The following is a 13,314-nucleotide window of genomic DNA, read 5'->3' on the forward strand; positions in this document are numbered from 1 at the left end:
AACAGCTGTGAGTACTTGTTAACCGCGGGCGGTTAACAAGTACTCACAGCCGGTGTCGGTCAGGACGTGAGGTCGTACAGGGTCACGCCGTCGACGGTGGCGGCGGTGAAGTTCTCCTGCACCCAGGTGGAGATCTCCGATGCCGTTCCGTCTCCACCCATTCCGCCTCGACCGCCGGCGATGAAGTAGTGGATCTTGCCGTCCGCCACGTACTGCTGGAACTGCTCCAGCGTGGGTGACGGATCGCTGCCGTTGAATCCGCCGATCGGCATGACCGGATCCTCGGTGGCCAGCTGGTAGCCGGACGCACTGTTCGATCCGATGGCCGCTGCCACCCAGGTGTAGTTGCCGGAGTCCTGTTCGAGCAACGCCACCAGTTCCGCGCCCGGATCGCTGCCGGAGAGCAGCCCCCCGGCGGCGCCGCCGCCCATGGCACCCATACCGCCCATGCCGTCGGTGGCTCCTGCCGCCGCGCCGTCCGTTGCGCCGGCAACGGCACCGCCCGGCAAGGTGGGCGCCGCGGCACCGTCGGTGCGGCCGCCCATGCGTCCGGCACCGTCCATGCCGGCGGGGCCACCCATCCCGCCGGGGCCTCCGCGGGCGCCTTCGACGTTGGGTCCGGCCGAGACGATCGAACCGGTGTGCGGCGTCGCGATGGTGTCGACGGCGTAGGCCGTCGGACCGGCGAGCCCGGTGAACAGCGCGGCCAGCGTGACCACGGCAGCGATCCGGCCTCGGGTCAGCGCCGGGATCAGCACGGCAACCGCGGCGACGACGCCGACGACGACCACGGCCCACTTCAGCCACGGCACGAACGACGCGCTGCGTCCGAGCAGAACCCAGGACATGGCAGCGGTGGCCAGCAGTGTCACCGCGAGAACCGCCCGCACCCACAGCGTGTCCCGTCGACGCCACAGCGTCACCGAGCCGATCGCCACCAGCGCGGCCGCGGCCGGTGCGAGTGCCATGGTGTAGTACGCGTGGAAGATGCCCGCCATGAAGCTGAACGTCAGTCCGGTCACGAGCAGCCACAGACCCCACACGAGGAACGACGCACGCTGGGTGTCGACGCGAGGTGCCCTGCCGCGCAGTGCGAGACCGGCGGCCAGCAGGATCAGTGCGGCCGGGATGAGCCAGGCGATCTGACCGCCCTGTGCCGCCTCGAACATCCGCGTGATGCCGGTGCTACCCCACATACCGCCACCGCCGGGGGCGCCTCCTCCGGGGAAGCCGCCGCCCGCCATGGCCTCGCCGGCACCGCCCATGGCCGCTGCGGCATCCCCGCGACCACCGCCGCCGGGCGTGACACTGCCGGTCTCCTCACCGTTCAACCGGCCGAGACCGTTGTAGCCCAGCGTGAGTTCGAGGATCGAATTGTTCTGCGAACCGCCGATCCAGGGCCGCGACGACGCCGGCCACAGTTCGACGATCAGCAACCACCAGCCCGCGGAGACGATCATCGCGCCGAGCGCCGCGAAGCACTGGGCGAGGCGTTTGCCGAACTTCGGCGGTCCCGCGACGAGATAGGTCAAAGCAAGCGGCGGGACGACGAGCATCACCTGAAGCTGCTTGGTCAGGAACCCCAAACCGACGAACACGCCGGTCAGCACCATCCACCGGGTGCGTCCGTCCTCCACGGCCCGCAGCGTCGCCCACACGGAGGCGATCATCAGCAGCACCAGCAGGGCGTCGGGGTTGTTGAACCGGAACATCAGCACCGCGATCGGCGTCAGCGACAGCACGAGACCCGCGAGCAGACCCGCCGGGGCGCCGAACCACCGCTTCACCGTGGCGTACAGCAGCGCGACGGAACCGACCCCGAGCAGAGCCTGCGGTACCAGCATCGCCCACGAGCTGAGCCCGAAGACCCGGACCGACAACGCCATCAGCCACAGCGACATCGGAGGCTTGTCGACGGTGATGGAGTTGGCGGCATCGGAGGATCCGAAGAAGAACGCCTTCCACGACTCCGAACCCGCCTGGACCGCGGCGGCGTAGAACGAGTTGGCCCAGCCGGAGGCGCCGAGCCCCCAGATGTACGCGACCGCGGTCCCGACCAGGAGTGCGGCGAGCGCCCACGGCTCCCACCGCCTGCGGGCGGGAGGTGGTTCGGCCGCGTCGACCTTCGGTTGTTCGAGGGTCGTCGTCATGCGTGAGCTCCTTCGGGGCGTGCGTTCCTGAACACCCAGCGAAGGGCTATGAAACGACTAATGGTGGCAACGAGATTGGCGAGGACGAGGACGGCGAGTTCGACGTGCTTGGACACGTCCGGGGCCGCCGAGTGGAGGACGTACAGCGAACCGCTGGTGAGCAGCAGCCCGAAGGCGAACACGAGCAGGCCCTGCATCTGATGCCGGGCGGCACCCTCGGACCCGCGGACACCGAAGGTGAACGCGCGGTTCGCGGCCGTGTTGAGCACGGCGGTGACGAGCAGTGAGACGGCGTTGGCCCACTGCGCGCCCATGATCGGATGCAGGATCAGGTAGAGCAGCGCGTACGCGACGGTCGACGCGACGCCGATCACGGCGAACCGGGCCAGCTGCCCGACCATGCCGCGGGGAACTCCGGGCACCAGCGGCTCGCGGCCGAAACTGTCGCGCAGGCTGCCGATCGGCAGCGATCCGGTGGACAGGGCCCGGCCCACCCGCCACACGCCCTCGAGGTCGGCGACGGCGGTCGCGACGATGTCGACGCGACTGTCCGGGTCGTCGACCCAGTCGACGGGGACCTCGTGGATGCGGAGGCCTGCGCGTTCCGCGAGCACCAGCAACTCGGTGTCGAAGAACCACCCGGTGTCCTCGACCAGCGGCAGCAGGCGCTGCGCGACGTCCGCCCGCATCGCCTTGAACCCGCACTGCGCGTCGGAGAACCGCGCGTGCAGTGCGCTGCGGAGGATGAGGTTGTAGCTGCGGGAGATGAACTCGCGCTTCGGTCCCCGGACCACCCGCGACGAGCGGGCGAGGCGGGAGCCGATCGCGAGGTCCGAGTGTCCCGACAGCAAGGGCGCGATGAGCGGCATCAGGGCGTTGAGGTCCGTCGACAGGTCGACGTCCATGTACGCCACCACCTCGGCGTCGGAGGCACTCCACACCGCACGCAGAGCGCGGCCTCGCCCCTTCTCGTCGAGGTGCACGACGTGGACGCCGTCGATCTCGGCGGCCAGCCGGTGCGCCACTGCGAGGGTGGCGTCGACGCTGGCATTGTCGGCGATGGTGATCCGGGCGGAGTAGGGAACGTTCTCGTCGAGGTGCCGCCGCAGCCGGCGCACGCAACGTTCGAGTCCGGCTTCCTCGTTGTAGACCGGCACGACAACGTCGAGCACGGGCGCGGTCTCGGCGGTTTCGGGGGTCTCGAGTCGTCCCATGGCGCCCGGTGCGCGGGAGAGGGAATTCGTCGTCATGCGTCTTAGATTCGGCCCGTACGCTCCGATGACTCTGGACGGAGGCTGGGAGTTTCCTGTGCGCTTCGCCCCCGTGAGTACTTATTAACCGCGGGAGGTTAATAAGTACTCACGGGGGGCGAAGCCGCATAATAGCGGCCATGGGATCTGTATTCAGCGCCATCATCAACGGAGATCTGCCCGGACGTTTCGTGTGGGAGGACGAGGACGTCGTCGCGTTCCTCACCATCGCCCCGGTCACCCAGGGCCATGCGCTCGTCGTACCCCGCAAGGAGGTGGACCAGTGGCAGGACGTCGACGGTGAGATCTGGACGAAGGTCATGGACGTCGCCCGCACGATCGGGCAGGCCGTCCGCCCCGCTTTCGACGCACCGCGGGCAGGACTGCTGATCGCGGGCCTCGAGGTGCCGCACCTGCACGTGCACGTCTTCCCGGCCTACGACCTCGGCGATTTCAACATCAGCAACGCCGAGCAGAATCCGTCCCAGGAATCGCTCGACGAGGCGCAGGCGAAGCTCAAGGCTGCGCTGCGCGAACTCGGTCACGGGGAGAACGTCCCCGACTGACGGTCAGTTCGACCGCGGCAGTTCCACCCGGAACGTGGCGCCCTCGCCGGGCCGGCTGTCGACGGTCACCGACCCGCGGTGGGCGGCGACCAGGGCGGCCACGATCGACAGGCCGAGGCCGCTGCCACCGCTCTCCCGGGTGCGGGACGCGTCGGTGCGGTAGAACCTCTCGAACACCCGGGCCGCGTCCTCCTCGCTGAGTCCCGGTCCGGTATCGGCCACCTCGAGCACGACGCTGTGTTCGGTGGTGCTCAGCCGCACCGTCACGTCCGCGGTGGCGGGGGTGTGTTTGACGGCGTTGGCGAGCAGGTTGCCGAGGACCTGCCGCAGCCGGGCCTCGTCACCGATCACCTCAAGCGTCCCGGGTCCGGGGCGGACGTCGAGTGCGATGGACCGATCGGGGGCGACGGCGCGTGCCCCGTGCACGGCGTCCGACGCCACCGACAGCAGGTCGACGGGCCGGGTCTCGAGGGGACGCTGGGCATCGAGCCGGGCGAGCATGAGGAGATCCTCGACGAGGAGCCCCATCCGCGACGCCTCGCCTTCGATGCGACTCATCAGGGTTTCCGTGTCGGTCATCGCGCCTTGTCGATACAGCTCGGCGAAGCCGCGGATCGTGGTGAGCGGGGTGCGCAACTCGTGGCTCGCGTCGGCGACGAATCGCCGCATCTTCTCCTCGGAGCGGCGCGCCGATTCCTCCGACGCCTCGGTGGCGGCGAACGCGTGCTGGATCTGGGCGAGCATTCCGTTGAGCGCCACGGACAGTCGACCGATCTCGGTACGGTCGTCCCGTTCCGGGACACGCCGGTGCAAGTCACCCGATGCGATCGCCGCGGCGGTCTCCTCCACTTCGACGAGGGGACGCAGACTGCGCCGGACCACGAAGTACGCGACCACTCCGAGCGCTATCAGCACGACCACACCGATGATGAGTTGCAGCACGATCAGCCGGTTCACCGTTTCGTCGTTCTCGGTGAGTGTCATCGCGACGGTGGTCTCGGTTCCGTCCGGCGCGGTCGTCGTCAGCACCCGCCACCGCACGTCGGAGTTGTCGGTCGAGCCGACCGTCTCGGGCCCCGACGCGGGGTCCTCGGGCAGTGCGGGGGAGGCGGATTCGTCGTTGATCTCACGCAGGACCGTTCCGTTCGGCAGCGTCGTGCGGACGTAGAACGGGCTCGGTGGGCGGCCGAGGTTCGGTTCGACCGGCGGCGGCAGCGGGCGCAATTTGCCGGGCTTCGCCCACCCCTGAGCCGCGTCGTGCAGCTGGTGATCGACACGGTTGGTCAGCGAATTCTCCAGCGCCGACGTCACCGCGACACCGGACGCGAGGAGTCCGAGCGCAGAGAGCAGAAGCACGGCGCCGACGAGGGTGATGCGCAGCGGCATCGCGCGAATCCACCGTCGCGCAGGCCCGTTCGGGACAGCGGCGACCGCCTCGGCCGGCTCCCGCGGAGCCGCAGGCGCGGTCATCGCCGCGGTTCTCGCATCACGTAGCCGACTCCGCGGAGGGTGTGGATCAGCGGCGTCTCGCCCGTGTCGACCTTCCGGCGGAGGTAGGACACGTACGACTCGACCACCCCGACCTCACCGCCGAAGTCGTAGTTCCAGACGTGGTCGAGGATCCGCGGCTTGCTCAGCACGGTGCCGGCGTTGACCATGAAGTACCGCAGCAGGGTGAACTCCGTCGGCGACAGCGATACCAGGTCGCCCGCCTTCCAGACCTCCCGCGTGTCGTCGTCGAGTTCGATGTCGGCGAACTTGATGCGGGCGGACTGCTCCTCCACCGACACCTTGCCTGCCCGCCGCAGGATGACGCGCAGCCGGGTCACCACTTCTTCGAGGCTGAACGGCTTGGTGACGTAGTCGTCCGCACCGAGGGTGAGGCCGCTGATCTTGTCCTCCACCGCGTCCTTCGCGGTGAGGAACAGCACCGGAGCGTCCACACCGTCGGCGCGCAGCCGCTTGAGCAGGCCGAACCCGTCCATTCCCGGCATCATGACATCGAGGATCACGGCGTCGGGGCGGAACGTGCGCGCCGTGTCGAGTCCCTCGGCCCCGGTCGACGCCGTCGCCACCTCGAATCCCTGAAAACGCAGGCTCACGGAGAGCAACTCGACGATGTTCGGTTCGTCGTCGACGACGAGGACGCGGGCTTCGACAGGCTTCTCATTCACGCAACCCATCATCACTCGTGACGCTGGATCGTCGCTGCACGTTTCCTGCGAGGTTGCTGTGAGCCGGTACCGCCTGCTTGTGCGGGTGGGATTCCGGTCGTCAGTTCACCACGATGTTGAGGTTGAGTACTACTCCGCCGAACGTCAGGATCGTGTTGGCCAATCCGAGGGTGACACCGCTGTTGAGTGCCCCGAGCAGTCCGAGCATCATGACCTCCATCGTCGCCCCTGGGGAAGGGGTGGTTGCGCGCTGTCCGTGCGCGTTGCGGATGACACTAGGTCAACTCGGAAGAATTCGCGGCGACACACGCAAGCAAACTCGCTGAATAAAATCACCCATTCTTCTTTACCGAAAAAGGGGGAAATTCTCGGTACATGAGCAAGGATGGGAAAGTTGCGCTCCGCGTGCCGGCGCCTCCGGCCGTCGCACCCGAGACAACCCCGCCGTCGATCCGACAGCGGGGTTGCGGGAGCGGAGTTGTCTTGACAGGCAGGAAGTTCAGGCTACGACGTTCAGGTTGAACACCACTCCACCGAACGTCCCGATCGTGTTGGCGAGTCCGAGGGTGAAAGCGCTGTTGATTGCGGCGAGCAGTCCGAGCATCATGATGTGCCTCGTTATCTTCCGTGGTATATGCACAGAATTCACTGTTTCGCTCGACAATAAATGAGGCGACCTCGATCTGCGAGATAATCGGCGCATTCGCGACCCGTGCGCGTTCGAGGAGTGTGTGTACTCGCTCACCACTCACGGGCGCGGAGTGCCCCGTTGGGTACCGTGGAAATCGTCGACACGACATCCGGACGAGCGCACCGTACCCGGCCAGCGACAAGACGGTGCCCGGAGGTTTGTCATGGCGTGGATCGTGCTTGTGCTGTCGGGAATCCTGGAGGCCGTCTGGGCCACCGCCCTCGGCCGATCGGAAGGGTTCACCAAACTCGGACCCAGTGTCGTATTCGGCGTCGCGTTGATTCTCAGCATGGCGGGTCTGGCGTTCGCGATGCGCAGTCTCCCCATCGGAACGTCGTACGCGGTCTGGGTCGGCATCGGCGCAGCCCTCACGGTCGGGTTCGCGATGGTGACCGGCTCCGAGAGTTCCTCACTGGTGAAGATCCTGCTGATCCTGGGCATCGTGGGATGCGTCGTCGGGCTGAAGGTCCTGCACTGACCGGATCGTGACACTCGATGCTTGTGTGTCGCGGGTTACAGTAATTCCATGAACCTGGTGTCGTTGATGACCCTCCCGGTGCGCGTCGGCCTCGCGGCGGCCGATGTCGGTCTCGGAATCGCCGAAGCCAGCCTGATGACCGTCCGGACGGCGGTCGCCGGGACCGGTGTCGTCACGGGGATGGGCACCCAGGGCAGCCCGTTGCAGGTGATCAGCCAGCTGTCGTCGCTCGCGGCCAACGACCGCCCGCTCGGGCAGGCCCTCCAGCCGGGTGGTCCGCTCGACCGCCTCCTCGCTCCCGGCGGTCCCGTCGACCGTCTCACGTCGGAGGGCGGCACCCTCGAACGCCTGCTCGAGCCGGGCGGCCCGCTCGAGCGGGTGCTCGCCAAGGACGGCCCGCTCGACCGGGTGCTCGCCGAGGACGGCACCCTGGAACGGCTTCTCGCGAAGGACGGTCTCCTCGACCGCCTCACCGCGGAGCAGGGGCCGCTCGAACGACTGACCGCGCGGGACGGTGCGGTCGAGCGGCTCACGGCGCCGGGCGGAATCGTGGACCGGGCGCTCGCCGAGAACGGCATCCTCGAGACCCTGCTGTCGGAGGGCGGCGCGTTCGAACGGCTCATCGCCGAGGGTGGCCCGCTCGACCAGATCGTGGCGCTGTCCGAGACGTTGACGGCCCTGGCGCCCAACCTCGAGCGGATGAGCGCCAGCATCGACCTGTTGCAGGAAACCGTGGGCATTCTCAGCGCCGCGGTCGGGCCGCTCGGCGACCTCGCCGGCAAGTTGCCGGGACGCTGGCTCAAGGGCAAGGGCGACCGCCCGGGCGTCGACTACACACTCGGGCCCGCCTGACACTTGACCTGAACGCAACTCGAGGTTTTACGGTCGGGTCATGACTCGCATCGAAGGCCTCGGACCTGTCGGCATCACCCTGAACATCTCACCGGACGAGACGTACCTCGACGACGCGGCCCGGCTGGAATCCCTCGGCTATTCGGCGATCTGGCTGCGGGGCGGTCAGATCGACAGCCTGGACCGGATCTCGGCCGTCGTCCGGGCGACCGACTCGATCCCCGTCGCGACCGGCATCATCCCGGTCGGCGTGTACGACTCGGACGCCGTCGCTCAGCTCTTTGCGGATCTGCAGACCACGGCGCCGGACCGGTTCGTCGTCGGGCTGGGCGGCCCGCAGGTCCCCCGGCCGCTCCGGGCGTTGAACGAGTATCTCGACAGGCTCGACCGGTCCGATCCGCCGGTGCCTGCGGAGCGACGGATTCTGGCCGCGCTGGGCCCACGCAAGCTGGAACTCGCGCGGGACAGGACCGCGGGGGCCGTCGTGCTCCTCGTCACCCCCGACTACACCGCCGAGGCGCGGCGCATCCTCGGCCCGGACGCCACGCTGGTCGTCTCGCTGATGACAGTGCTCGGCACCGACGCCGCGCGGGCCCGCGACACCGCCCGCGTTCCGCTCCGATTCCTGTCCGGGGTGGGCGGCTATGCCACGAATTTCGAGCGGATGGGTTTCGGCGCCGACGACATCTCGGGGCTGAGCGACCGGCTCGTCGACGACCTGGTCGCCTGGGGTGATGCGGACGCGATCGTCGCGCGGGTACACAGCCACCTCGCGGCCGGCGCCGATCATGTCGTCGTGAGCGAACTGGGTGAGCGGCCGGGCGAGGTGGCCCGGCAGCTCGCGACACGGTTGCCACTTCGCGCATAGGACGACCGGCCGACAGCCCCCGACCCGTGCCTCTGGTATGTATTTCGCATGACACGAACCATCGTTGCGCTGTTGATCCCTGCCGCCCTGCTGCTCGGGGCGTGCAGTTCCGAATCGACCACCACCGAGGCCGAGTCCCCGGCGAGCGCAACGACCGAGGCCACCGAGGCATCCTCCGCAGACCTGCCCGCTGTCGCGGACCTGTGCAAGGGCCTGCTCCAGTACACGAACGGAGCGGAGGCTCGCGCGCAGCAGAGCGGCGAGACGTTCGACCGCACGAAGGCCCTCGACGACCTCTTCACCCAGTCGGCCGAGACGCCGGAGTGGAAGGACGCTCCGCAGGAGCGCAAGGATCAGATGATCCAGGCCTACGACGCCGCCAAGACCGGGGCCTGCTGACCCGGATTCGCAATCGAGGACCGAAACTGTCCTCAATTCTTCGTAGCGTGCCCGGTATGACCGACACGACCAAGTCCATCCGTCCGTTTCGCATCGACATCGCGCAGGAGCAACTCGACGATCTTGCCGATCGTCTCGCACGCACCCGGTTCGGCACACCCCTTCCGGGTGACGACTGGGCGAGCGGTGTGCCCACGTCCTACCTGGTCGAACTCGTCACGTACTGGCGCGACGAGTTCGACTGGCGGGCGCAGGAGAAATCGCTCAACACCATCCCGCAGTTCGTCACCGAGATCGACGGGCAGAACATCCACTTCCTCCACGTGCGCTCCCCCGAACCGAACGCACTGCCCCTCGTCCTCACCCATGGCTGGCCGGGTTCGTTCGTCGAGTTCCTCGACGTGATCGGCCCGCTCACCGATCCCGCAGGGCACGGGGGCGACCCCGCCGACGCGTTCGATGTGGTCGTGCCGTCGCTGCCCGGATTCGGATTCTCCGGACCGGTCCGCGAATCGGGCTGGGACACTACCCGTATCGCCGCGGCGTGGGCAGAGCTGATGACCCGGCTCGGCTACCACCGCTACGGGGTCCAGGGCGGGGACATCGGTGCGGACGTCTCACCCGAGGTCGCCCGCATCGCCCCGGACGCGGTGGTCGGGGTGCATCTCAACGGCAACGTCGGGGTTCCGTTCCACGAGCTGGACGAGGCGGAGCAGGCGAGCCTGTCACCGCTGGAACAGGACCGACGCGACCGGGTGTCACGGTTCATGTCCGAGGAGTTCGGCTACATCGCCATCCAGTCCACCAGGCCCGCGACTCTCGGTGCCGCCCTTGCCGATTCGCCGGTGGGTCAGCTCGCGTGGATCGTCGACAAGTTTCGCGAGTGGACACATCCCCGCGAGGCGCTCCCCCACGACGTCGTCGGCATCGACCGACTTCTCACCAACGTCATGCTGTACTGGCTCACCGACACCGCGTCTTCGTCCGCGTATGTCGGCTACATGCAATCATCCTGGGGCGCCGTCAAATCCGCGTCCGGGGTTCCGACCGCGGTCATCGTGTTCGCCCACGACGTCGGTATCCGCCGCTACGCCGAACAGGAACACGCGATCACGCGGTGGACCGACGTCGAGGACAGTGGCGGTCACTTCGCCGCACTCGAAGAACCCGAGACCCTGACCGCGGACATCCGGGAGTTCTTCGCCGGACTCCGCTGAGCGCGATACGACGAACCACCGGCCCGGGCGGGGGTCCGGCGGTTCGTCGACGGCGTTGCGTCAGTTGCCGATACCGGCAACCTCCTGGGCGATACCGGCCAGTCGCGTCTGGGCCGCGGAGACCACGCCCTGGCGATCCTTGTGGGCTTCCTCGTAGGCGACGACGGTGCGCACGTCGGAGGGATCGGTCAGTTCCTTGACCGCGGCGACCGCCTGGGACACGTTGAGGTCGTCGTAGTCGGCGATCGGGAGTTCGCCCGCCTCCAGGACGCCACCGGCGGCGCGTGCGGAATGGATCGCGTCGGCGATTCCGTCGGCGCCTTCGTTGCGAGTGACCTGCTCCGCCGTTTCGAGGGCGGCATCACGCGAGGCGGCAAGCGTCTTCACGGCGACATCGCCCGCGTGGGCGCCTCGACCGAGCAACGCGCTCAGCATCGGCGGGGTGGTGCGGGCCGTGTCGAGAGCACGGTCGATGCCACGCGCGGACCACGAGACCGGGACGTTGATCAGCCGGATCGTGGCACCGGTCGCCGCCTGGAACGGGGTGCGTCGCAGGGCCGCCGGCCCACCGAGCGCCTCCTCCGCGAGCACCGTGGTCAACCAGTCGACGGTCGCGGCGTGCGCGGTGACCAGTCGATCGGCCAACCGGACGACGTCCTGCTTCCCGGCCGCGGTCGCGAGGGCCTTCACGTACCGCGCCCGGTCGAGCAACTGGTGTTCGAGGGCGAGGTCGCCGAGCAGGGCCTCGTCGAACGGCTGCGCCTGCTCCGCCATCGCCTTCAGCGCCGCTGCCAGCCTGCCGAACAGCGGGCCGACGATCTCGGGCACTCCCCCGAGATCGCGGATGGCGCGTTCGACCGCCTCTGCGCGGAGGCGTCCGTTCTCGGCGTTCTCGGTGAGCTCTCGGCGCACGGCCTCGGTGCGCGCTTGCGCGACGCGGGTTTCGGCGACCTGGATCTCGGTGTTGGTCAGATCGAGTACGGCGTGCAGCTGGGTGATCAGTGTGGGGACGGTCATGTTGTGTCCTTTCCCGTTCTTGGGTGCGGTCAGATCAGGCGTGCGGTCAGATCAGGCTGGAGATGAGATACGCCGCGAGTAGGACACCGGCGAGAACGGCCGCGGCGGTGACGGCCGCGAGGACCGCCGATCCGGTCACGGACATCGCGGGCACGGCGGCGACGAGCGCAGCGACGAGAGCGGTCCCGAGCGAGAAACGACGGTCGGGCTCGTCCTGCTGGTTCTTCGCGTGCCGGGGTGTGCTTGTGCGGAGTGCATGGTGGGCAAGGGTCATGGTTCGATTTCCCGTCTGGAGTCGAATGCGGACCAGAGTCGGGACCACACGAGAGGGCGTTCGCCGGACGACGCTGTCGGCGCCTTCATGCAGATCCCGGGTTTCGCGATTTACAGCGTCAGTTCGCTGACGACATCGACTGCACGGGCAGTGTGGGGTTCGGCCATTGCGTGTTCTCTCCCTACCGCAACGTCACATGCTCGAATGCGTGCGGCTCGTTCGGATCGTCAACTTATCTGCTCTGGCTGATACAGATTTCATCTTATCTACTTGGCAGTAAAGTTCAACCCATCCGAGCAAGAGAATCGGCCGATGCCGGGATGGCGGCACCAAAAAACCGCCGGGACCAGCACAGATGACACACACAGAATCTTCAGTGCGCGAGAAGACCGGGGGCGGACACCGACCTCAACCCGACGATCGGTCGAATCCTGGCAACCCGATCACCCTCCGGCTGCGCCACTTTCCGGCCCTTCCAACCGTGACGCCAGATCCGCGTTCTCGGATTCGAGCGCGAGGATCCTCTGAATGCCCGGGACGTTCACTCCGTCGTCCATGAGCTGCGCTATGCGCGCCAACCTGACCAGATCGTCGTCGCTGTATCTACGGGTGCCGCCGCTTGTCCGTGCAGGGGTCAGCAATCCGCGACGCTCGTACAACCGCAGGGTCTGCGGGCCGATGCCCGTCAACTCCGACGTCACCGCAATTCCGTAGACCCCGCGACACGAGCGGGGTAAGGCGTCGATGGTCACAACAGGCTCCCTTCTGCTTAAGGAACACCCGATGTTAACAAACCGATGAAATCAATCTGCAACACCAGATATAGATTTTGCATATTCCACTCAGCATGCACCCTCGGCTGCGGCGAGAGCCAGGGCAGGGTGACGTAATCTCGGAGCCGAACCGAACGCGAACCGAGGCCGCCCGGGCAGGGTTCGCGGAGGTGTCGTGGCCGCGAGTGCCACGGCCGCTGCGCCAGAGACGAGAAGACGGTGCCCCGCACTCAGGAACACGCAGATCGTTACCGCGACGCCCTCACTGCGCTCGCGGCGGCTACCCAGCGACCGGCAAATGTGGTCAACACCGGGGCGGGCTATGCGATCCGGGTCGATTTCGAGTACAACCGCTACCTTCTCGCGTCCAACGCTGCCGACGGACTGACCGACGCCGCCGAGGACACGTCCGAATGGCGGGTGAGCCTCTATCAGGGAGTCACCGACGGAACTTCGGACGAACTGCTGGCAGCCGCCGAGCACGCATGGCTCGTCGACGCGTTCGACCTCGCGTTCGCCGATATCCGGGCCGAGGGCAAATGGCAGTCGGCCGACGCCTCGTTCGACGCGTTCAACTCCACTAACGACCAGTCCACCAGCTGAGC

At 67.7% G+C, this 13,314-nt stretch carries 14 protein-coding genes and 1 riboswitch; of the genes, 7 read left to right on the forward strand and 7 right to left on the reverse strand.

Annotated features, from left to right (window positions below; all coding sequences use genetic code 11):
- Window positions 1–59 precede the first annotated feature (59 nt).
- Together AC1D1G_RS12120 and AC1D1G_RS12125 are read right to left on the reverse strand one after the other, a co-directional pair.
- Entirely contained in the window at window positions 60–2,150 is a 2,091-nt protein-coding gene (locus tag AC1D1G_RS12120) for an ArnT family glycosyltransferase (protein WP_477952286.1), read from the reverse strand.
- Complete coding sequence (locus tag AC1D1G_RS12125; protein ID WP_477952287.1) at window positions 2,147–3,400, reverse strand: bifunctional glycosyltransferase family 2/GtrA family protein; 1,254 nt, start codon at window positions 3,398–3,400, stop codon at window positions 2,147–2,149. Before AC1D1G_RS12125 ends, AC1D1G_RS12120 begins: the two co-directional genes overlap by 4 nt.
- A 140-nt stretch (window positions 3,401–3,540) precedes the next feature.
- Between AC1D1G_RS12125 and AC1D1G_RS12130 the strand changes: the two genes are divergently transcribed.
- On the forward strand, window positions 3,541–3,966 hold the full coding sequence (locus AC1D1G_RS12130) for an HIT family protein (RefSeq protein ID WP_283330575.1): 426 nt from the start codon (window positions 3,541–3,543) through the stop codon (window positions 3,964–3,966).
- A 3-nt stretch (window positions 3,967–3,969) separates the two neighbouring features.
- Here the strand turns inward: AC1D1G_RS12130 and AC1D1G_RS12135 are convergent, their stop codons facing one another.
- On the reverse strand, window positions 3,970–5,352 hold the full coding sequence (locus tag AC1D1G_RS12135; protein ID WP_283353371.1) for a sensor histidine kinase: 1,383 nt from the start codon (window positions 5,350–5,352) through the stop codon (window positions 3,970–3,972).
- A gap of 80 nt (window positions 5,353–5,432) precedes the next feature.
- On the reverse strand, window positions 5,433–6,149 hold the full coding sequence (locus AC1D1G_RS12140) for a response regulator transcription factor (RefSeq protein ID WP_283353337.1): 717 nt from the start codon (window positions 6,147–6,149) through the stop codon (window positions 5,433–5,435).
- A 773-nt stretch (window positions 6,150–6,922) separates the two neighbouring features.
- Window positions 6,923–6,984, forward strand: a riboswitch (guanidine-III (ykkC-III) riboswitch).
- Between the two features lie 10 nt (window positions 6,985–6,994).
- Here AC1D1G_RS12140 and AC1D1G_RS12145 point away from each other — a divergent pair.
- From AC1D1G_RS12145 to AC1D1G_RS12165, 5 genes are read left to right on the forward strand one after another with little or no spacing between them, the layout of a single operon-like run.
- Window positions 6,995–7,309: a DMT family transporter gene (locus AC1D1G_RS12145; protein WP_280778821.1), complete on the forward strand. Its 315-nt coding sequence runs from the start codon at window positions 6,995–6,997 to the stop codon at window positions 7,307–7,309.
- A gap of 48 nt (window positions 7,310–7,357) precedes the next feature.
- Entirely contained in the window at window positions 7,358–8,161 is an 804-nt protein-coding gene (locus tag AC1D1G_RS12150; protein ID WP_280778822.1) for an ABC transporter, read from the forward strand.
- 40 nt (window positions 8,162–8,201) lie between these two features.
- On the forward strand, window positions 8,202–9,029 hold the full coding sequence (locus AC1D1G_RS12155; protein WP_283353336.1) for an LLM class F420-dependent oxidoreductase: 828 nt from the start codon (window positions 8,202–8,204) through the stop codon (window positions 9,027–9,029).
- Between the two features lie 48 nt (window positions 9,030–9,077).
- The gene (locus AC1D1G_RS12160; RefSeq protein ID WP_283330573.1) at window positions 9,078–9,428 is read left to right on the forward strand and encodes a hypothetical protein; all 351 of its coding nucleotides are present in this window, start codon (window positions 9,078–9,080) and stop codon (window positions 9,426–9,428) included.
- Window positions 9,429–9,484: 56 nt separating this feature from the next.
- Window positions 9,485–10,645, forward strand: coding sequence for an epoxide hydrolase family protein (locus AC1D1G_RS12165; protein WP_477952290.1), 1,161 nt, complete (start codon window positions 9,485–9,487; stop codon window positions 10,643–10,645).
- A 60-nt stretch (window positions 10,646–10,705) separates the two neighbouring features.
- On the opposite strand, the gene AC1D1G_RS12170 is transcribed toward AC1D1G_RS12165, so the two are convergent.
- From AC1D1G_RS12170 to AC1D1G_RS12180, 3 genes are all read right to left on the reverse strand, one after another.
- Window positions 10,706–11,662 (reverse strand): ferritin-like domain-containing protein, encoded by a 957-nt coding sequence (locus AC1D1G_RS12170; protein ID WP_283330571.1) that lies wholly within the window; start codon window positions 11,660–11,662, stop codon window positions 10,706–10,708.
- A 46-nt stretch (window positions 11,663–11,708) separates the two neighbouring features.
- On the reverse strand, window positions 11,709–11,936 hold the full coding sequence (locus AC1D1G_RS12175) for a hypothetical protein (protein ID WP_418339406.1): 228 nt from the start codon (window positions 11,934–11,936) through the stop codon (window positions 11,709–11,711).
- A gap of 443 nt (window positions 11,937–12,379) precedes the next feature.
- The gene (locus AC1D1G_RS12180) at window positions 12,380–12,688 is read right to left on the reverse strand and encodes a MerR family transcriptional regulator (RefSeq protein WP_283353333.1); all 309 of its coding nucleotides are present in this window, start codon (window positions 12,686–12,688) and stop codon (window positions 12,380–12,382) included.
- Window positions 12,689–12,928: 240 nt separating this feature from the next.
- On the opposite strand from AC1D1G_RS12180, the gene AC1D1G_RS12185 reads away from it, so the two are divergent.
- Window positions 12,929–13,312: a hypothetical protein gene (locus AC1D1G_RS12185; protein ID WP_283353332.1), complete on the forward strand. Its 384-nt coding sequence runs from the start codon at window positions 12,929–12,931 to the stop codon at window positions 13,310–13,312.
- Window positions 13,313–13,314: the final 2 nt, after the last annotated feature.

Source organism: Rhodococcus sp. P3_B8 (assembly GCF_056402775.1).